Below are 17951 nucleotides of genomic sequence, written 5' to 3'. Positions count from 1 at the left end.
TTTCGCTCCGGTCGGCTCTGTGGTCGCCGGCTCAGCCGTTGGAGAGGTTGTCGCCGCAACTGTAGAAGCCGGCGACGAGGCTGTCGATCGCCTGCTTGGCGTTGTCCCCGACGTTGCCGAGGGCGAACACGGCGAACGTCAGCGGGGTGCCGTCTGCGGAGTTGATGATGCCGGACAGCGTGTATCCGTTGTCGATCCATCCCGTCTTCGCGAACACCGACCCGCGCGCGACCGAGCTCGAGCCGGTGAACCGGTTGTAGCCCGGCCCGAGCGTGCCCGACTTGCCGGCGACCGGGAGGCCGTCGTAGATGACGCCGAGACCGTTCTGCCGGTTCAGCACCTTGATGAAGAGCTGGGTGAGGTACGAGGGCGGAACCGCGTTGTCGGCGCTGAGCCCGGAGCCGTCGGCGATGTGGATGCCCGAAGTGTCGATCCCGTAGCCCTTGAGCCCCGCCAGGACGCCGGCGTTCAGCGCGTCGAAGGTGTTGCCCGCGCCGTTCTTGATCGCGACCAGACGGGCGAGCTCCTCCATGATCGTGTTGTCGGAGACCTTCATGGCCTGGTCGATCAGGGTCGTCACCGGCTGCGACTGCACGGCGCCGAGCTGGCGTGCGCCGGCCGGGGCAACGCCCTGGCTGACGCCGACGTTCGTGCCCAGGTACTGCTGGAAGTACTGCACCGCGCGCGACACCGGGTCCGTGCTGCGGGGCGACTCCACCGCGGTCGGGTCGTCCCGGTCGCCGTCCACCATGAGGGACGTCATGTACGGGGTCGAGCCCTCGACGATGCGCTCCTCGTGCTCGTCCCAGCTCGGCTGCCAGAACGGCGCACCGAAGAGGGAGGCGTCGACGACGATGGAGGTGATCTGCTGTCCGCCCATCGCCTGCTTCACCTGGTTCGCCAGATCCTGGATCTTCGGAGCACCGGTGTAGAAGGAGGCCTGGCCGTCCGGCAGGCGCGAGAGGGTCACGTCCCCTCCCCCGACGATGACGACCTGACCCGGCGTGCTGCCTGCCACGACCGTCGTGGAGACGCGGTAGTCCGGTCCGAGGGTCGCCAGCGCAGCCGCCGAGGTGAGGGTTTTGAGCACGGAGGCCGTCGGGCCCGGCTTCACCCCGTTGCGGTCGAACAGCGTCTGTCCGGTCTTGGCGTTGACGACCTGCGCTTCGAGGCTGCCGAGGCGGCCGTCCGCAGCGAGGCCGGCGACCGAGCAGGTGCGGACGCGCGTGGCCGCCGCCTGGGCGGCGGGCACCGGGCGCGCGGGGTCGGCGGTCGGTGTGGGCGTGGGTGTCGCCGTGCGGGAAGGCGTGGCCGAGGAGGTGGTTGCGACGCCGACCGCTGCGGCCGGCGCACCGATGGTGGCGCCGAGCGCCACGCTCCCGGTCCCGAGGAGGACGAACGCCACCGCTCCCGCGGCCGCCATCCACGTCTTCGGGTGCTTCCGGATCGCCGCCATGACGCCGGCGCCGATCCCGCCTCCGACCGGAGGGCGAACCGCCGCGCGACGGCCCGAGCCGGTGTTCGTGGGCGGCTCGGAGTCGGGCGACGTGTCGGTTGGAGTGGGAGGAGTCGGGACGCTGGACGGGTCGGGTCCGGTGACCGGCTGGTCCGATTCGTGCATCCGGGTATGTTACCCGGGCTACCTGAACGCCGCTACGCGCCCTCGATGGCGGCCGCTGTTCAGGGAACCGCCGAGACCAGGTAGTTGTCGAAGCGGACGGTCACCGGCGTGTTCGTCGCCGCCGAGGACAGGTATGCTCGCAATCCGACCGCCCCCGCAGCCTGCAGGGCAGCCGTGGAATCCGTCGCGCTCACCTGCCAGCCGGCCGGCTCCGCCTGCGTCGACGACCAGACCCGCGCCCGCAGCGTGGTCGGCGACGTGCCGACCGCCTGCACCCGGAGGCTCAGCTGGTTCCCGGCCGCATAGGTCAGGCCGCTCACGGTCACCGACTGCACGGATGTGCCGTTGACCAGGAGCTGCGCCTGGACCGCGCCGGCGGCGCTCAGCCACGCGCGGCCTTCGTACGTGGAGGTGCCGACCTGCCGGGCGATCGCGGAGACGAATACGCCACCTCCCGTCGGCGACACGTCCGTGGTGAAGGTCATGGTCGAGTCGGCCCGCGTCGACGACACCCCGCCGAGCGTCTCGCTCTTCGTCGAGCCGGCCGGATCGACCATCTGCCCGGTTCCGGAGGCGACGGAGTAGGAGGTGGTGGTCCCGGACGCCGTCCAGGTTCCGCCCGTGTCCGCGGAGCCCCAGCCTCCCGTGACCGTCCGGCCGAAGCCATCCGAGGCGAGGGTCGTCCCGGACGTCGCGGCCACGGTCACCTGCCGTGTCGTCGTCGCCGTCGCGCCCGCGTTGTCGCGCACCGTGAGCGTGATCGTGTACGTTCCGGCGGCGGCGTACGTGTGCCCGGCGGTCACTCCGGAGCCGGTGGCTCCGTCGCCGAAGTTCCAGGCGTACGACGCGATGGTGCCGTCCGGGTCGCTCGAGCCGCTGCCGTTGACGGAGACGGCGAGGCCGTTCGCGGCGGCCGTGAACGATGCCGTCGGAGGCTGGTTGGCCCCGCCGCCCGCTATGGTGACGCGGTTGCCGACGCGCGAGATGCGGTTGCCGTCCGGGTCGGTCACCGTGAGCGTGTACGTGTGCGCGCTGCCACCGGCGAGCCCGGTGTCGGTGAACGACATCGCCGGCAGGCTCCAGAACACCGAGCTGCGTGTGGTCTGGTACACCGGATGCGCGGTGTCCCCGTCACGCGCGAGCGCATAGGTGAGGGAGACGTTGTCCTGGTCGTAGGTGGCCGTCCAACTGACGGTCGCCTGGCCGGCCGTGGTGGAGGCAGCAGTAGGCGTGAGCGCAGTGTTGTTGTTCGGCCCCGTCGTGCTCCGCCGGACCGAGTCGTAGGCGAAGCGGGTCAGGCCGTACTGGGCCATCCCGTTCACCGAGGGGAACTCTCCCCCGACCACTACGTACCGGCTGTCCCCGTCGACCGTCCACGCCGCCTGGCTCTGACCCGTGAACGTGCCGACCGTCCATGCGGGGAACCAGTTGAGGAGCGTGGGCGAGGGCTGGCCCCGGAAGTTCGCGTAGGACCGGTTCCCATCGTTCGTCAGCGTCCCGGTACGTGCCTTCGAGAAGGCGATCGTGTGGTGGTGGGTCCGTGGATTCGTGTCGGGGAAGCCGCCGACGTTCCGGCAATCGTGGGGGTGCCCAGTGAGGTAGAGAGCGTCGCCGAGCGGCTTGACCGAATAGGTGTCGCCGTGGCAGTCCTCGAGCCAGATCAGGGCCCCGGTGGTGCCGTCTGCGGCGAAACTGCCCTCCAGGTTCCCACCGGAGCCGAACACGTAGCCCGAGCCGTACACCCGGTCGGCGGTGGCCGCCAAAGAGGTGATGCCCGCGTTGACTCCGGCGTCGCGCACGACGGTGTTCGTCGGGAATGGGAGTGCGCTGCCCGTCGCGCCGCTCAGCATCGCCAGGCCGTAGTGGGAAGCGCCGTTCATGTTCGCGAAGGACCCGCCGGCGTAGACCCTGTTACCGTCGGGACTCACCGCCAGCGCGCTCACCGGGGCGTCCGCAGAGGCCGTCCAGGAGCTCACGAGGGATCCGTTGGTGGGATCCAGCTTCGCGATGCGACCGCGTGCCACGCCATTCACGCTCGAGAAGGTTCCGCCGGCGTACACAGCCGTGTTGGTCACTGCGAGCGCCCGCACCTGACTGTCGATGACCGGCCGGAACGAAGCGATGGGCTGACCGGTGGCGGTGCTGATCGCCACGATCCGGTAGAAGGTCGCCCCTCCCGCCGTCGTGAAATCCCCCCCGACGTAGACCCGGGATCCGTCGGGGGAGGCCACGACCGCACGCGCTTGGGCGTTCAGCGGAACGTTGATGGAGGTGTTCAGCACACCTGTGGTGATGTTGTAAGCGAGGAAGTTGCTGCGTGGAGTCGTGTTGGAGCCGGCGGGAGAACCGGCGGGCCGAGCAGTGGTGAACTTGCCGGCGACGTAGACCGTATCTCCGACGACGGTCTGGGACCATGCGACCCCGTCCATCTGCACCGTGGGCAGCGCGGTCGCACCGACCGTCGGCGGCGACGCCGGGTTCGTCGGATCCGGCGGCATCGTGTCGGCCGTCGCGGGGGCCGTGGACCCGAGCGCTGCGGCGGTGAGGAGCAGCGCGCTCAGCGCTGCGGCGAACAGGCCGCGCGTGCGCGCCCGGTGGGATCTCGATGCATTCATGACAGCCTCGGGCAGACTTGATTGATCCTCAACTTTGTGACCAGGCTACCCCCCGGACCAGCCCCGTGCACGGGAAAACACATATCCGTGTCCACCGGGCAGAAAACAGGAACGGCCCCATCCGCGATTGGTGCCGTGGATGGGGCCGAAGAGAGCCGCCCAAGGGAATCGAACCCTTGACCTTCTCATTACGAGTGAGATGCTCTGCCGACTGAGCTAGGGCGGCGTGGGCCGGGCTTCCGCTCGACGCACAGTCAGATAGCTTACCCGATCCAAGCGGGAGTCTCGAACAGCGGCGGAGGACGGGTCAGCGGACCTGTGTGCCGAGCGCGGAGAGCTGTTCGAACGAGCTCCGCAGCCGGTCCGACAGCGGCTCGACGCCGCCATGATCGGCCCAGCACGACCACGCGTGCCGCATCCCGGCGAAGGCGACGTAGGTGACCAGTCGCGCCCGCTGGTGCAACGTCTCCGGGTCGTCGGCGAGCGACGGATCGTCGTGCTCCAGCCGGCGCTGAACGACCCCGCTGAGCGCATCCTCGAACTTGTGCATGCTGGCCATGCGCAAGGCGAACAGCTCCGGGTTGTCCTTGAGGAGCGCCCGGCGGAGACGGTGGATGCGCTGCATGTTGAGCGCATCCTCTGCGCCGTCGCTCTGGTCGGGCTCACCGGTGTCGCCCACGTCGATGGCGGCGATGAGGAGGGTGCTGATGCCCTCGAGGATCGGCTCGTCCCGGCCCGCAGTGACGAAGTGGTCGATCGTTTCGGCGTCGGGGAGCTCCGGGAGTTCGCCGATGATCGCCGACTCCTTCGACGGGAAGTAGTTGAAGAAGGTGCGCGGCGACACGTTCGCCACGTGGCTGATCTCGTCGATCGTCACGCGGTCGAAGCCCCGCTCGCCCGCGAGCTCCACGGCGGCGAGCTGGATCGCCCGGCGGGTGGCGATGCGCTTGCGCTCGCGCAGGCCCAGCTCGGTCAGGGTGGAAACGGGAGCCGCAGACACGATCACGATTATTTCATCCCCTGCAAAATTGCACCACTCTCAGCAGGTCTTCCCCGTTTCGGGGATCGTGCCCTTCACCAGGTAGGAGTCCACGGTGTCGTTCACGCAGGAGTTCGACTTGTTGTAGGCGGTGTGCCCCTCGCCCTTGTAGGTGAGGAGGTGGCCGTTCTGCAGCTCGGACGCCAGGTTCTTCGCCCAGACGTACGGGGTGGCCGGGTCGTTCGTCGTGCCGACGACTAGGATCGGAGCGGATCCGTCAGCGGAGATGGGGCCCCGGTGCCCGGTCGCCTTGTACGGCCAGTTGGCGCAGCCGATATCGCCGTACGCCATGTACGGGCCGATCACCGGTGCCGCCTTGGCCAGCTCCGCCGCCTGCTGCCGCATCAGCGCCGGGTCGGCGTCGTACGTGTAGTCGAGGCAGTTGATGGCGACGAACGCCTCGGTCGAGTTGTCGGAGTACGTGCCGTCCTCCGAGCGGTTGTTGTACGTGTCGGCCAGGGTGAACGCGACCGATGCGCTGCCCTTCATCACCGAGTCGAACAGCTTGTCGAGGTACGACCACGCCGTCGCGTCGTATAGCGGGGTGATGATCGCCGTCACGAGCGTGTTCGCGCCGAGCTCGCGCCCGTCGGAGTTCTGGATGGGACTCTTCTCCACGGCCGCGAGCAGCTGCGCGACGGTGGCCATGGCGTCGTCCACCGTTCCCATGAACGGGCAGCCCTTCTGGGTCAGGCAGCTCTTCAGGTAGGCGCGGAGCGCACTCTCGAAGCCCTTGGCCTGCACTTCGGTGACCTCGAAGTTGGTGGCCGCCGGGTCGAGGGCGCCGTCGAGCACGAGGCGACCCGTCTTGCCGGGATACAGCCCGGCGTAGACCGCGCCGAGGTAGGTGCCGTAGGAGTAGCCGAGGTAGTTGAGCTTCGTGTCGCCCAGGGTCGCGCGCATCAGGTCGAGGTCGCGCGCCGCGCTCACCGTGTCGACCTTCGGCAAAGGGGCGCCGGTGTTCTTCTGGCAGGCCTTCCCGAAATCCTTGGCGACCGTGGTGTTCTCCGCGATCCACTGGTCGGACCCGCGGACGCCGGGCGTGATCCCGTAGAGATAGTCGTCCATCTGCTTGGCGTCGTAGCACTTGACCGCCGTCGAGCGTCCGACCCCGCGGGGGTCGAACCCGACGATGTCGAAGTGGTCCTGGAGGGTCGCATCGGCGACGTAGTCCACGGAGTCCTTGACGAAGTCGAAACCGGAGGCGCCGGGGCCGCCGGGGTTGGTCAGCAGCGATCCCTGCTTGGTGCCTTTCGCGGCCTGCCTAATGAGCGCCAGGTTGACCTGCCCGGCCCCCGGGTCGTTCCAGTCGAGGGGCGCCTTCACCGTCGTGCACTGCTTGCCGCTCGAACAGGACGTCCAGTGCAGCACCTGGCTGTAGTACGGCTGGAGTGCGGCGGAGACCTTCTCGGATGCCGGCGTGGAGGTCGCGGGCGCCTTCGCCGGAAGAAACCAGGTCACGCAGCCGGTGAGCGTGAGGGCGACGACCGCGGCCACCGCTACAGCGGCGGTGCGGACGGCCCGACGACGCTGGACGGCTCGGCCGGAGCCGGCCCGGCCGGTTCTGGTGATCACAGGTCGCTCCCCTTTCGCACGGTCGTGCCGCGCAGGATCGTGGTCAGCATGGCCTCGAGCGCGAGGGCCGGGGCGACATTGCCGTCGATCCGTTCCCGCGCGGTCGCGACGGCATCCATCGCGGCGAGCGTAGCGGCCGGAGTCGTGTGGGCGCTGAGAGCATCGAGCTGGTCGCGCAACTCGATGTTCACGAGTTCGCTGTCGCTGCCGAGCTGGATCATCATCACGTCGCGGTACAGCGAGAGCAGGTCGACGAGGATCCGGTCGATGCCGTCGCGGAGGCTGCGTGTCGCTCGGCGCTTCTGATCCTCCTCGAGCTGGCGCAGCTGACCGCGCAGCGCCGGCGGAATCGTCCCACCGGGTTCGATCCCGAGCGAGCGCAGCGCGTTCTCACGCTCTTCCGCCTCGCGCTCCTCCGTGATCGCCTTGGCGTCGGCTCCCGCGATCTCCAGCAGGCTCGCCGCCGCGAGGACCGCGTCGGAGACGGAGCGGATGCCGAGCGCGAGCTCGAGGGTCTGCTCGCGGCGGCGGCGGGCCTCTTCGTGGGTCGCCAGCCGGTGCGCCATCCCGATGTGGCTCTGCGCGTGGCGGGCGGCGCGCTCGGCCGTGGACGGGTCCACGCCGTCGCGGCGCCGGATCAGCTCTGCGACGTCGCCGACGCTCGGCACGCGGAGACGGACGGTACGAACGCGGGACCGGATGGTGGGTAGCAGGTCGGCGTCGCTCGGGGCGCACAGGATCCACACCGTCCGCTCCGGCGGCTCTTCCAGCGCCTTCAGCAGCACGTTGGACGTGCGCTCGGTCATGCGGTCGGCGTCTTCGATGATCATGACGCGGAAGCGCCCGACGGACGGGGAGAACTGCGAGCTGGCGACGAGCGAACGGACCTCGTCGATCGAGATGATCACGCGTTCGGTGCTGAGCACGGCGAGGTCGGGATGCGTCCGGGCCTCGACCTGGCGCCGAGTGGCGAGGTCTCCTTCCGGCGTGCCGGGGCTGAGCAGGGCTGTGGCGAAGGCGAACGCGAGGTTGGAGCGGCCGGACCCGGGCGGCCCGGTGATGAGCCAGGAGTGCGTCATGCCGCGGCCGGTCGCCGAACCCGTCGCGGACGGCGCTGCGGACCCCTCGGCGGCGGCCCGGACGACCTCGATCGCCTCGTCCTGCCCCGTCAGCTCGTCCCACACCGTCATGGGTTCCAGGCTAGCTGGCACGGCGGACACGGTCGGACAGCGGACACGGCGACGCAGCGGTCAGACGCGGTCCGCGAGCCGCTCGCGGATCTCCGCGGCGATCTCGTCCACCGGCCGGCCGGCGTCGACGACGAGGAAACGGTCCGGCTCGTCCTCGGCGAGGCCGAGGTAGGCCGCACGCACACGCGCGTGGAAGTCGGATCGTTCGGCTTCGAGCCGGTCGTAGCGGGTGCGGGACCGGTCGAGCCGGGCGCGGGCGGACTCCTCGTCGAGGTCGAGGAGGATGGTGAGGTCCGGGAGGAGGCCTTCCGCAGCCCAGAGCGAGAGGTCGCGGATCTGCTGGGCGTCGAGCACGCGGCCGGCGCCCTGATACGCGACGGACGAGTCGAGGTAGCGGTCCTGCAGGACGACCTCTCCGCGCGACAGGGCCGGCCGCACGACGGTGGCCACGTGGTGGGCCCGGTCGGCGGCGTAGAGGAGCGCTTCCGCGCGCGGGGCGATGTCACCGCGGTGGTGCAGCACGATCTCCCGGATCTCCACGCCCGCGTCGGTGCCGCCCGGTTCTCGGGTGCGGACAACGGTGCGGCCGCGTCCGGTCAGCCACTCCTCGAGGAGGGCGGCCTGGGTGGACTTGCCCACACCGTCCCCACCCTCGAGCGTGATGAAGAGGCCGCGGCTCACTCGGCGGTCTTCTTCGCGGCGGTCGTCCGCGTCGTGGCCGGCTTCTTCGCAGCCGGCTTCTTCGCGGCCGGCTTCTTGGCGGGGGGCTTCTTGGCGGCCGGCTTCTTGGCCGGTCCCTTCGCCCGCTTGTCGGCGAGCAGCTGCACGGCGCGCGCGAAGTCGACCTCGTCGACGGTCTCCCCGCGCGGGATGGTCGCGTTCGTCTCGCCGTCGGTCACGTATGCACCGAAGCGGCCGTCCTTGATCCGGATGGGCTTGCCGCTGACCGGGTCGGCCTCGAACTCCTTGAGCGCACTCGATGCACGGCGGTTGCCGTACTTCGGCTGAGCGTAGAGCTCGAGCGCCCCGGGGAGGTCGATCTCGAAGATGTCGTCCTCGCTGGGCAGGGACCGGGTGTCGGCGCCCTTCTTGAGGTAGGGACCGTAGCGGCCGTTCTGCGCCTGGATCTCGTCGCCGGACTCCGGGTCGATTCCGACGACGCGCGGCAGCGACAGAAGCTTGAGCGCCGTGTCGAGGTCGATGCTCGCCAGGTCCATCGACTTGAACAGGGAGGCGGTGCGCGGCTTGGCGGCCGCGGCCTTCTTGGTCTTCTTCGCCGGCTCGGTCACTTCGCCGGTGGCCGGGTCGGCCGTCGTCTCGTCCTCGGGGTCGGCTTCGGTCACGTACGGGCCGAACCGGCCGTCCTTGGCGAGGACCAGCTTGCCGTTCTCGGGGTTGCTCCCGAGCACCCGGTCCGTCTGCACCGGCGCCTCGATCAGCTCGTGGGCCTTGGCGGGGGTGAGCTCGTCGGGGGCCAGCTCCGGCGGGATGTTGACCCGCCGCGGGGGCGCGTCGGGGCCGGCCTCCGGGTCGGGGACCTCGAGGTAAGGGCCGTACTTGCCGATGCGGAGCGTGACGCCGTCGTCGATCGTGATCGAGTTGATGCTGCGCGCGTCGATCTCGCCGAGGTTGTCGATGACCCGGCGGAGTCCCTTGTGCTTGCCGCTGCCGAAGTAGAAGCTGTTGAGCCAGTCGACCCGCTCCGCCTCTCCGTCTGCGATGCGGTCGAGGTCGTCCTCCATCTCGGCGGTGAAGTCGTACTGGACCAGGTCGCCGAAGTAGTCCTCGAGCAGCCGGACCACCGAGAACGCGACCCAGCTCGGCACCAGCGCCTGACCGCGCTGTGTGACGTAGCCTCGGTCGATGATCGTCGAGATGATGCTGGCGAACGTGGAGGGCCGGCCGATCCCGAGCTCTTCCAGCGACTTGACGAGGCTGGCCTCGGTGTAGCGGGGCGGCGGGGTGGTCTCGTGGCCGTCGGCCGCGACGTCCTGTACGCCGAGAGGCTGCTTCTCGGTCAGCGGGGGCAGCTTCGCCTCGGCGGCGTCGGACGCGTTGCGCTCCTCGTCCTTCCCCTCCTCGTAGGCGTTCAGGAAGCCGCGGAAGGTGATGACGGTACCGCTCGCGGTGAACTCGGCCAGCGTGCCGTCGAGCGGGCCTTCGGTGATCCGCGCCTCGACGGTGACGGAGGCCGTCTGCCCCTTGGCGTCGGCCATCTGGGAGGCCACCGTGCGCTTCCAGATCAGGTCGTAGAGCCGCAGTTCCGGTCCGCGCAGCGACCGCTCCAGCTCGCTCGGGGTGCGGAAGGTCTCTCCTGACGGGCGGATCGCTTCGTGCGCCTCCTGGGCGTTCTTGCTCTTCGAGGCGTAGGTGCGCGGCTTGTCCGGGACCGTCTCGGGTCCGTACAGCTTGGCGGCCTGCGTGCGCGCCGCATTGATCGCCTGCTGCGACAGCGACGCGGAGTCGGTGCGCATATAGGTGATGTAGCCGTTCTCGTAGAGCGACTGGGCGACGCTCATGGTCTGCCGCGCCGAGAAGCGCAGCTTGCGGGCGGCCTCCTGCTGCAGCGTGGAGGTGGTGAACGGCGCGGCCGGTCGCCGCGAGTAGGGCTTGGAGTCGACCTTGGAGACGGCGACCTCTGTGGTCTCGCTGCGGATCGCGTCGGCGAGCGCCGTCGCGGACGCCTCGTCGAGCGTCCGGGCCTCGGAGGTGAGACGGCCGTGGTCGTCGAAGTCGCGCCCGGTGGCGACCCGTGTTCCGTCGAGCCGGGCGAGCCGGGCGTCGAAGGCGTTGCCCTCCTCCGGGGCGAGCTGAGCGGTGAGTCCCCAATACGACGCGGGGACGAAGGCCAGACGCTCGCGCTCCCGGTCGACCACCAGCCGGGTGGCTGCGGACTGCACGCGGCCCGCGGAGAGACCGGGGCCGACCTTGCGCCACAGCACCGGGGACACCTCGTAGCCGTAGAGGCGGTCGAGGATGCGCCGGGTCTCCTGCGCGTCGACCAGTGCCGTGTCGATCTCGCGGGTGTTGTCACGAGCCTTCTCGATCGCTTCACGGGTGATCTCGTGGAAGACCATCCGCTTCACGGGGACCTTCGGCTTCAGCACCTCGACGAGGTGCCAGGCGATGGCTTCGCCCTCGCGGTCCTCATCCGTCGCGAGCAGGAGTTCGTCGGCGTTCTTGAGGGCGCGCTTGAGGTCGGCGACCGTCTTCTTCTTCTGGTCGGAGACCACGTAGTAGGGCTCGAACTCGTTCTCGACGTCGACGGAGAACTTGCCGAGCGATCCCTTCTTGAGCTCCGGCGGGAGGTTCTTGGGCTCGATGAGGTCACGGATGTGCCCGACCGAGGCCATGACCTCGTAGCCGTCGCCGAGATACTGGGCGATCGACTTCACCTTGTTCGGAGACTCGACGATGACGAGTTTCTTCGTGTCAGGCACCTGACTCCTCTTAATATGCACACGCTGTGTCGTCCACAGCTGACTGTCGTCCACGACTGGACCGGCGTGGTCCGCTCCCCCGGCGGCGGCGCCCACGCCCCAGAGGGCCGGTCGTCCGACAGGCAAACCATACACACCTTCGCCGCTTGTCCGCCTAATCCGTCCCACGGAGTTCGCCCTGGGCGCAGTCCCGCCGCCGCTCGTCGGAACTGTGGAAGGACCCGTCGCTGCTCTCTTGCCACGCCCTCCAGCAGGAGGAGAATGGCCGTATGGCAACGACGATGATGTACACCGCCAAACTGATCGACGGCCCGCTCGAGGGCAAGACGATCTCGACCGGATTCCTCGACTCCGGAGACGCCCGCCCCCGCTTGGAGATCACGGCGCCGGTCGGTTCGAAGCACTATCTCTACGTCCGGGCCTCCGGCACCGAACGCGAGTACGCCTCCGACGACGGCCACGGGCTCCAGCCCACCGCCGTGTCCTACCGCTATCTGGAGACGGTCTTCGACTGAGCGCCCTCTCACGTCACCCTCCTTCCGGAGGACCGGCGCGAGCGGATACGGAGGCCGCCATCCCGAGGTACGGCGTCGAGGCGGTCACTTCCACGATCACGCCTGCCTGATCGCATCGCGTGAGGTCGGCGCCATTGGCGCGCGCCACGATGCCGGCGGTCTCGCACGGAACGCCGGGCGCCCGTCCTGAAGCCACGTCTGCTGCGGCGAGCGCCGCGAGATCGGCTGCCGCGGCCGCGCGGGAGTGCGCGGCCGCAGCTCCGTCCACCGCCGCACCGCCCGCGGCCACGCAGAGCACGGCGCAGACGATGCCGAGCGCAAGCACGGAGCCCGATCCGCGGTCATCCGCCAAGCGACCTCTGACCCCGTGCCGCCTCACGGAGGAACCGCCTCGTCGAGCGCGCACGCCCGTGCGGTCAGCCGGACCCCGATTGCGGCCAACGCTCCGCCGTTCGCCGCCGTCATCGACACGCACACCAGGTCTCCGTCTCTCGTGATCGCCAGCTCGGCGCCGTCGCGGACCGTCCCACCTGCGCCTCCTGGGTCGTCACCCCGCCCCACCAGGCGGGCGGCGACCGCTGCGGCGCCCACAAGTCCGGCGTACTGGGCCGTGCCTGCCACCGCACCCAGGCAGAGCGCGAGACAGGCGAGGACGGCGGGCAAGGCCACCGCGAACTCCGCGCTGACGCTGCCCCGTTCATCCCCCGGAGAGCGCACGGTGCACCAGGTCGGACAGGATGCCCTTGACCTCGTCGCCCTTGAGAAGCGCGACCAGGACCCCGGCGAAGCCGACCGCCGCGAGAATCGTGATGGCGTACTCGGCCGTCGCCGCCCCGCGGTCGTCGGCCCATCGACCCCTGAACCTCCGAAACCTCTTCATCGTCAGCCGCATGGGTTCTCCTCTCGTTCGTGCCCCGCGCTATGTCCTTCGGTTCCCATCCTTCGGGACCCGACCCGCGGCGGTCGCGGGTGCGCTCGATCTGTGGAGAACTCATGACAGGCCACCGACTGTGGAGGACAACAAAGCAAGAACGAGCGGCGCGACGGCGAGCAGGAGGAAGCTCGGCAGAACGCAGACGCCGAGCGGCAGCATGAGTGCGACGCCCAAGGTCGCCGCGGCCCGCCGGGCCTCCGCGCGGGCCGCCCGGCGCGACTGACGCGCCGACGCGATGAGCATCTCGACCGCCGGCGCACCGGCCGACTCGGCCAGGCGAAGCAGCGCGCGGGCAGCGCCATCGTCCGGTTCCGGCAGGCCGGCAGCTTCGACGGCGCGCCGAGCAGCGCGGACGGCGGCTTCCATCGAGGCTCCTCCGGTCAGCGCGACGGCGATCAGCTCCTCGGCGAGTCCCGGCACGGGACCTCGGCGGAGCGCCCTGCTCACCAGGGCCCGCATCCACCACTGACCGCCGAGCAGGAGCGCCGCGCCGGCGCCGAGGGACAGTGCCCCGGCGGTCGAGGCGGCAGTGCCGATCAGGTCCGCCCCCAGCATCAGCGCGAGCGCTGCCCCGGCGAGAGGCAGCCACGAGACGAGGCGAGCGGTGGCCCGGGGACCGCTCAGCGCCACTTCGCTCTCCCTTTCGGCCTCCGCCACGTCTCTGAGCGTCTCCGCGACCGAGCGCAGCGCGTGCCCGAGCGGCGCACCGGACGCCTCGGCGACCTGCCACGTGGCGGCGATCGTCCGCAGGTCGTCCGTGGCGGCGGCCTCGACGATGGCGCGTGCACAAGACGATTGGCTGCCGAGTGAGGCGACGACTGCGCGAGCGACGGGATGGGCACGATGCGCCGCGACCGCTGTCCATGCCGATCGCGGCGTCAGTCCTGCGTCGAGAAGCACGCCGAGCGATTCCGCCAGGCCTGCGACCCAGTCCGCTTCTGCACCCGCCTTCGTCCTCCTCACGGCGAATTCCCTGCCCGGTCGGTGACCCTCTGCACCGTCAGACGCCCATCCGTGCCGGCGCCCAGCCGCCCGAAGGCGGCGATCCTCCGGATCCCGTCCGTGCGCTCGAGGTGGACGACCAGCCCGATGGCGCTGACCGCCTGCCGCGCGAGCGCCTGGTCGGTCAACCCCGCGAGCGCGCCAAGCGCCTCCAAGCGGGCAGGCACGTCTTCGAGGGAGTTCGCATGCAGCGTTCCGGCTCCGCCGTCGTGGCCGGTGTTCAGGGCGCCCAGGAGGTCGCGCACCTCTTCTCCCCGGCACTCGCCCAGCACGAGACGGTCAGGCCGCATGCGGAGCGCCTCCCGGACCAGCCGCGACAATCCGATGCCGCCGGCGCCCTCGACGTTCGGCTGGCGCGTCTCCAGCCCCACGACGTGAGGGTGCGGAATGCGGAGCTCGGCCACGTCTTCGATCACGACGATGCGTTCTGTCGGCGGGGCGTTCGCCAGCAGGGCGGCGAGCAGCGTCGTCTTCCCCGAGCCTCCCGCGCCTGAGATCAGCAGATTGGTACGCGCCGCCACCGCATGAAGCAGCAGGTCATGATCGCTCGGGCTCACGGCTCCGCTGGCGACGAGCTGCTCCAGCACCGGTTGTCGGCGCGAGGGCACGCGGATGGACAGCAGCGCACCTCCGGTCGACACCGGCGGCAGGACGGCATGCACGCGCACTCCGCCGCGCAGCCGGACGTCGACGAACGGGGTGGCTTCGTCGATGTGACGCCCACCGGCCGCGATCAGCCGGACCGCGAGCTCACGGGCGCCGTCGGGTTCGGCGCTCCAGCCCTCCTCGCAACGCAGTCCATTGGGAGGGCCGTCGCTCCACAGCTCGCCGTTCCCGATCAGGAACAGGTCGGTGAGACCGGGACGGAGGAGGTAGGGGGCGAGCGGGCCGAAGGTGCGCCAGAGGCCCGGCTCGTCCGGAGGAGACGCTGTCGTATCGGTTGTCATGCCACGACGCTACGAATCCGACTGCGCGGATGAGCGGCGGGCGATCGATCTGTGGAGAAGTCCGGCGGCCCGCGGAATCGGGGACGAAACACCGATCCGCGACCGCGCGCCCGGTCAAAGCCGGTTAAAAAAGGGGGGCCGCACCTATTGGGGGGAACAGGTGCGGCCACTGCGGCGCAGGATTGGGGGGAATCGATTGCGCCGCACGCACGAATTTACATTCGGCCGGGCACCAGTTTACGCAGAATCGATGCAAACGCAAGTCTCCGTGGGAGCGACTCCCGCCAGGTTGTAGAGTCAGGCATTGTCGCGCCACGACCTGTATCGACCGCATCGCAAAGGAGCGAAAAGCCTCCCCATGAGCAACACAATCGACAACCTGCTCCACGAAGCCCGCCGATTCCCGCCGTCCGAGCAGTTCACCGCCGGAGCGGTCGCCGACGCCGGCCTCTACGAGCGCGCCGCTGACGACCGCCTGGGGTTCTGGGCGGACCAGGCCCGTGAGCTCCTCCACTGGCACACGCCGTTCACGCGGACCCTCGACTGGAGCGAGCCCCCGTTCGCGAAGTGGTTCGACGACGGCGAGCTGAACGTCGCCTACAACTGCCTCGACCGGCACGTGCTGGCCGGCAACGGCGATCGGGTCGCGATCCACTGGGAGGGCGAGCCCGGCGACAGCCGCTCGATCACGTACGCCGAGCTGACCGCCGAGGTGAAGAAGGCGGCCAATCTGCTCACCAGTCTCGGCATCCGCGCCGGAGACCGCGTCGCGATCTACCTGCCGATGATCCCGGAGGCGGTCGTCGCGATGCTCGCCGTAGCGCGCATCGGCGCCATCCACTCGGTGGTGTTCGGTGGTTTCAGCGCGGAGAGCCTGCGCTCCCGCATCGACGACGCCGAGGCCAAGCTGGTCATCACCGCGGACGGCGGCTGGCGCAAGGGCCGCGTGTTCCCGCTGAAGGACGCGGTGGATGCCGCGCTCAGCGGCGAGGCGAACACCGTGGAGCACGTCCTCGTCGTCAAGCGCGGCGAGAACGAGGTCGCCTGGACCGAGGGCCGCGACCTGTGGTGGCACGACGAGCTCGCACTCGTCGACGCCGACCACGTCGCCAAGGCGTTCCCGGCGGAGCAGCCGCTGTTCATCCTCTACACCTCGGGCACCACGGGCAAGCCGAAGGGCATCCTGCACACCTCGGGCGGCTACCTCACCCAGTCGGCCTTCACCCACAAGAACGTGTTCGACCTGCACCCGGAGTCGGACGTGTACTGGTGCAGCGCCGACGTCGGCTGGATCACCGGCCACACCTACGTCGTCTACGGCCCGCTGGCGAACGGCGCCACGCAGGTGATGTACGAGGGGACTCCGGAGACACCGCACCCCGGCCGCTGGTGGGAGATCATCGAGAAGTACAAGGTCTCGATCTTCTACACCGCGCCCACGGCCATCCGCTCGTTCATGAAGATCGGACGCCAGCACCCACAGAAGTTCGACCTCTCGAGCCTCCGCGTGCTCGGGTCGGTGGGTGAGCCGATCAACCCCGAGGCGTGGATGTGGTACCGGGAGGTCATCGGCGCCGACAGCACTCCGATCGTGGACACCTGGTGGCAGACCGAGACGGGCGCGATCATGATCTCCGCCCTCCCCGGCGTCACCACCCTGAAGCCGGGAAGCGCGCAGGTGCCGCTGCCCGGGATCTCTATCGACATCCTCGACGAGGCCGGGACCCCGGTCGGCAAGGACCAGGGCGGCCTCCTCGTCGTCACCGAGCCGTGGCCGAGCATGCTGCGCGGCATCTGGGGCGACCCGGAGCGCTTCACGGAGACGTACTGGTCCAAGTTCGGCGACAAGTACTTCGCCGGCGACGGCGCTCGTTACGACACCGACGGCGACATCTGGCTGCTCGGCCGGGTGGACGACGTGATGAACGTCTCAGGGCACCGCCTCTCGACGGCGGAGATCGAGTCGGCCCTGGTCGCGCATCCCTTCACGGCCGAGGCGGCCGTGGTCGGAGCGAACGACGAGACGACCGGGCAGGCCGTCGTCGCCTTCGTCATCATCAAGCAGAACCAGCTCGAGCAGGCGGAAGCGTTGGATGTGGCCGCCGAGCTCCGCAAGCACGTGGCCCAGCAGATCGGCGCGATCGCACGCCCGCGCGACATCTTCATCGTGTCGGAGCTGCCGAAGACCCGCTCCGGCAAGATCATGCGGCGACTGCTCCGGGATGTGGCGGAGGGACGCGAGGTCGGCGATACGACGACGCTGGCCGACACCGCGGTGATGAGCTCCATCCAGGCCAAACTGTCCTGACCATCGGTCGATAGACGAAGGGGCGGCGCCAACCCGGCGCCGCCCCTTCGTCGATCGCATCATCGTCAGTCGATGGCGAGGATCAGCTCCACCTCGACGGGAGAGTCGAGCGGCAGGACCGCCACCCCGACAGCGGAGCGGGCATGCACCCCGGCATCGCCGAAGATCTCGCCGAGCACCTCGGACGCGCCGTTGATGACGCCCGGCTGCCCGGTGAACGCTGGGTCGGAGGCGACGAAGCCGACGACTTTCACCACACGACGCACCCGGTCCAGCGAACCGAGGACGCTCTTCGCAGCCGCCAGGGCGTTGAGTGCGCAGGTCCGGGCGTACTCCTTCGCGTCCGCGGCGGAGACGAGGCCGTCGCCCTCGCCCACCTTGCCGGTGGCGGGCAGGGCGCCCGCGACCATCGGCAGCTGCCCGGAGGTGTAGACGTAGCCTCCATCCAGGACGGCCGGCGTGTACGCGGCGACGGGCGGGACCACGGCGGGAAGTTCGATGCCGAGCTGCGCCAGACGCGCCTCCACGTCGGCCATCAGGCCTGCTCCCCGTCCTCAATCGGCCGCTTCAGGTAGGCCACGAGTCCGCCCTCCGGACCGGTCACGATCTGCACCAGTTCCCAGCCCTCGGAGCCCCAGTTGTTCAGGATCGCGGCGGTGTTGTGGATGATCAGCGGGGTGGTCAGGTACTCCCAGCGCGGCATTGTGCTCCTCGGTTCGGGGGGATTTGCAGGTTCATCACCTACTCTGATCCTATGTCTGCGCA

General features: G+C 69.7%; 16 protein-coding genes and 1 tRNA gene. 2 read left to right on the top strand and 15 right to left on the bottom strand.

Annotation, left to right across the window (positions count from 1 at the left end):
• Nucleotides 1–31: 31 nt before the first annotated feature.
• The 8 genes from SB754_RS02475 to topA all read right to left on the bottom strand — a co-directional run bounded on the left by SB754_RS02475 (nucleotide 32) and on the right by topA (nucleotide 11480).
• The gene (locus SB754_RS02475; RefSeq protein WP_410780768.1) at nucleotides 32–1621 is read right to left on the bottom strand and encodes a D-alanyl-D-alanine carboxypeptidase/D-alanyl-D-alanine-endopeptidase; all 1590 of its coding nucleotides are present in this window, start codon (nucleotides 1619–1621) and stop codon (nucleotides 32–34) included.
• A 59-nt stretch (nucleotides 1622–1680) separates the two neighbouring features.
• Complete coding sequence (locus SB754_RS02470; protein WP_410780767.1) at nucleotides 1681–4236, bottom strand: PKD domain-containing protein; 2556 nt, start codon at nucleotides 4234–4236, stop codon at nucleotides 1681–1683.
• 153 nt (nucleotides 4237–4389) lie between these two features.
• Nucleotides 4390–4462, bottom strand: a tRNA-Thr gene (locus SB754_RS02465).
• 81 nt (nucleotides 4463–4543) lie between these two features.
• The gene (locus tag SB754_RS02460; protein WP_410780766.1) at nucleotides 4544–5236 is read right to left on the bottom strand and encodes a TetR family transcriptional regulator; all 693 of its coding nucleotides are present in this window, start codon (nucleotides 5234–5236) and stop codon (nucleotides 4544–4546) included.
• Nucleotides 5237–5275: 39 nt separating this feature from the next.
• On the bottom strand, nucleotides 5276–6850 hold the full coding sequence (locus SB754_RS02455) for an alpha/beta hydrolase (RefSeq protein ID WP_410780765.1): 1575 nt from the start codon (nucleotides 6848–6850) through the stop codon (nucleotides 5276–5278).
• Nucleotides 6847–8040 carry a DNA polymerase III subunit delta' gene (locus SB754_RS02450; protein WP_410780764.1) on the bottom strand — a complete coding sequence of 398 codons (1194 nt, stop codon included), beginning with the start codon at nucleotides 8038–8040 and terminating at the stop codon, nucleotides 6847–6849. The genes SB754_RS02455 and SB754_RS02450 overlap by 4 nt, the downstream gene beginning before the upstream one ends.
• A 60-nt stretch (nucleotides 8041–8100) precedes the next feature.
• Nucleotides 8101–8721: a dTMP kinase gene (tmk, locus tag SB754_RS02445; RefSeq protein ID WP_410780763.1), complete on the bottom strand. Its 621-nt coding sequence runs from the start codon at nucleotides 8719–8721 to the stop codon at nucleotides 8101–8103.
• Entirely contained in the window at nucleotides 8718–11480 is a 2763-nt protein-coding gene (gene topA / locus SB754_RS02440; RefSeq protein WP_410780762.1) for a type I DNA topoisomerase, read from the bottom strand. The genes tmk and topA overlap by 4 nt, the downstream gene beginning before the upstream one ends.
• A 269-nt stretch (nucleotides 11481–11749) precedes the next feature.
• Here topA and SB754_RS02435 point away from each other — a divergent pair, with 269 nt between their 5' ends.
• Entirely contained in the window at nucleotides 11750–11995 is a 246-nt protein-coding gene (locus SB754_RS02435; RefSeq protein ID WP_410780761.1) for a hypothetical protein, read from the top strand.
• A 13-nt stretch (nucleotides 11996–12008) separates the two neighbouring features.
• On the opposite strand, the gene SB754_RS02430 is transcribed toward SB754_RS02435, so the two are convergent.
• From SB754_RS02430 to SB754_RS02410, 5 genes are all read right to left on the bottom strand, one after another.
• The gene (locus tag SB754_RS02430; protein WP_410780760.1) at nucleotides 12009–12347 is read right to left on the bottom strand and encodes an Rv3654c family TadE-like protein; all 339 of its coding nucleotides are present in this window, start codon (nucleotides 12345–12347) and stop codon (nucleotides 12009–12011) included.
• A gap of 23 nt (nucleotides 12348–12370) precedes the next feature.
• Nucleotides 12371–12664, bottom strand: coding sequence for a hypothetical protein (locus SB754_RS02425; protein WP_410780759.1), 294 nt, complete (start codon nucleotides 12662–12664; stop codon nucleotides 12371–12373).
• Between the two features lie 28 nt (nucleotides 12665–12692).
• The gene (locus tag SB754_RS02420) at nucleotides 12693–12887 is read right to left on the bottom strand and encodes a DUF4244 domain-containing protein (protein WP_410780758.1); all 195 of its coding nucleotides are present in this window, start codon (nucleotides 12885–12887) and stop codon (nucleotides 12693–12695) included.
• Nucleotides 12888–12986: 99 nt separating this feature from the next.
• Nucleotides 12987–13892, bottom strand: a complete 906-nt coding sequence (locus SB754_RS02415; protein ID WP_410780757.1) for a type II secretion system F family protein — start codon at nucleotides 13890–13892, stop codon at nucleotides 12987–12989.
• Nucleotides 13889–14878, bottom strand: coding sequence for a TadA family conjugal transfer-associated ATPase (locus SB754_RS02410; protein ID WP_410780756.1), 990 nt, complete (start codon nucleotides 14876–14878; stop codon nucleotides 13889–13891). The genes SB754_RS02415 and SB754_RS02410 overlap by 4 nt, the downstream gene beginning before the upstream one ends.
• Before the next feature lie 358 nt (nucleotides 14879–15236).
• Between SB754_RS02410 and acs the strand changes: the two genes are divergently transcribed.
• Nucleotides 15237–17186: an acetate--CoA ligase gene (gene acs / locus SB754_RS02405; protein ID WP_410780755.1), complete on the top strand. Its 1950-nt coding sequence runs from the start codon at nucleotides 15237–15239 to the stop codon at nucleotides 17184–17186.
• 65 nt (nucleotides 17187–17251) lie between these two features.
• Here the strand turns inward: acs and SB754_RS02400 are convergent, their stop codons facing one another.
• Both SB754_RS02400 and SB754_RS02395 read right to left on the bottom strand, forming a co-directional pair.
• Nucleotides 17252–17722 carry a RidA family protein gene (locus SB754_RS02400; RefSeq protein ID WP_410780754.1) on the bottom strand — a complete coding sequence of 157 codons (471 nt, stop codon included), beginning with the start codon at nucleotides 17720–17722 and terminating at the stop codon, nucleotides 17252–17254.
• Nucleotides 17722–17889: a DUF4177 domain-containing protein gene (locus SB754_RS02395; protein ID WP_410780753.1), complete on the bottom strand. Its 168-nt coding sequence runs from the start codon at nucleotides 17887–17889 to the stop codon at nucleotides 17722–17724. Before SB754_RS02395 ends, SB754_RS02400 begins: the two co-directional genes overlap by 1 nt.
• Nucleotides 17890–17951: the final 62 nt, after the last annotated feature.

The sequence above is a fragment of the Leifsonia sp. SIMBA_070 genome (assembly GCF_046534635.1).
GTDB lineage: Bacteria > Actinomycetota > Actinomycetes > Actinomycetales > Microbacteriaceae > Leifsonia.
This window is presented reverse-complemented; position numbering and strand designations above follow the sequence as displayed.

Excerpts from the sequence above, each read along its gene's own strand:
- SB754_RS02475 (WP_410780768.1), bottom strand. The coding sequence starts at position 1,621 with ATGCACGAATCGGACCAGCCGGTCACCGGACCCGACCCGTCCAGCGTC.
- SB754_RS02470 (WP_410780767.1), bottom strand. The coding sequence starts at position 4,236 with ATGAATGCATCGAGATCCCACCGGGCGCGCACGCGCGGCCTGTTCGCC.
- SB754_RS02450 (WP_410780764.1), bottom strand. The coding sequence starts at position 8,040 with ATGACGGTGTGGGACGAGCTGACGGGGCAGGACGAGGCGATCGAGGTC.
- SB754_RS02435 (WP_410780761.1), top strand. The coding sequence starts at position 11,750 with ATGGCAACGACGATGATGTACACCGCCAAACTGATCGACGGCCCGCTC.
- SB754_RS02420 (WP_410780758.1), bottom strand. The coding sequence starts at position 12,887 with ATGCGGCTGACGATGAAGAGGTTTCGGAGGTTCAGGGGTCGATGGGCC.
- SB754_RS02410 (WP_410780756.1), bottom strand. The coding sequence starts at position 14,878 with ATGACAACCGATACGACAGCGTCTCCTCCGGACGAGCCGGGCCTCTGG.
- acs (WP_410780755.1), top strand. The coding sequence starts at position 15,237 with ATGAGCAACACAATCGACAACCTGCTCCACGAAGCCCGCCGATTCCCG.
- SB754_RS02400 (WP_410780754.1), bottom strand. The coding sequence starts at position 17,722 with ATGGCCGACGTGGAGGCGCGTCTGGCGCAGCTCGGCATCGAACTTCCC.
- SB754_RS02395 (WP_410780753.1), bottom strand. The coding sequence starts at position 17,889 with ATGCCGCGCTGGGAGTACCTGACCACCCCGCTGATCATCCACAACACC.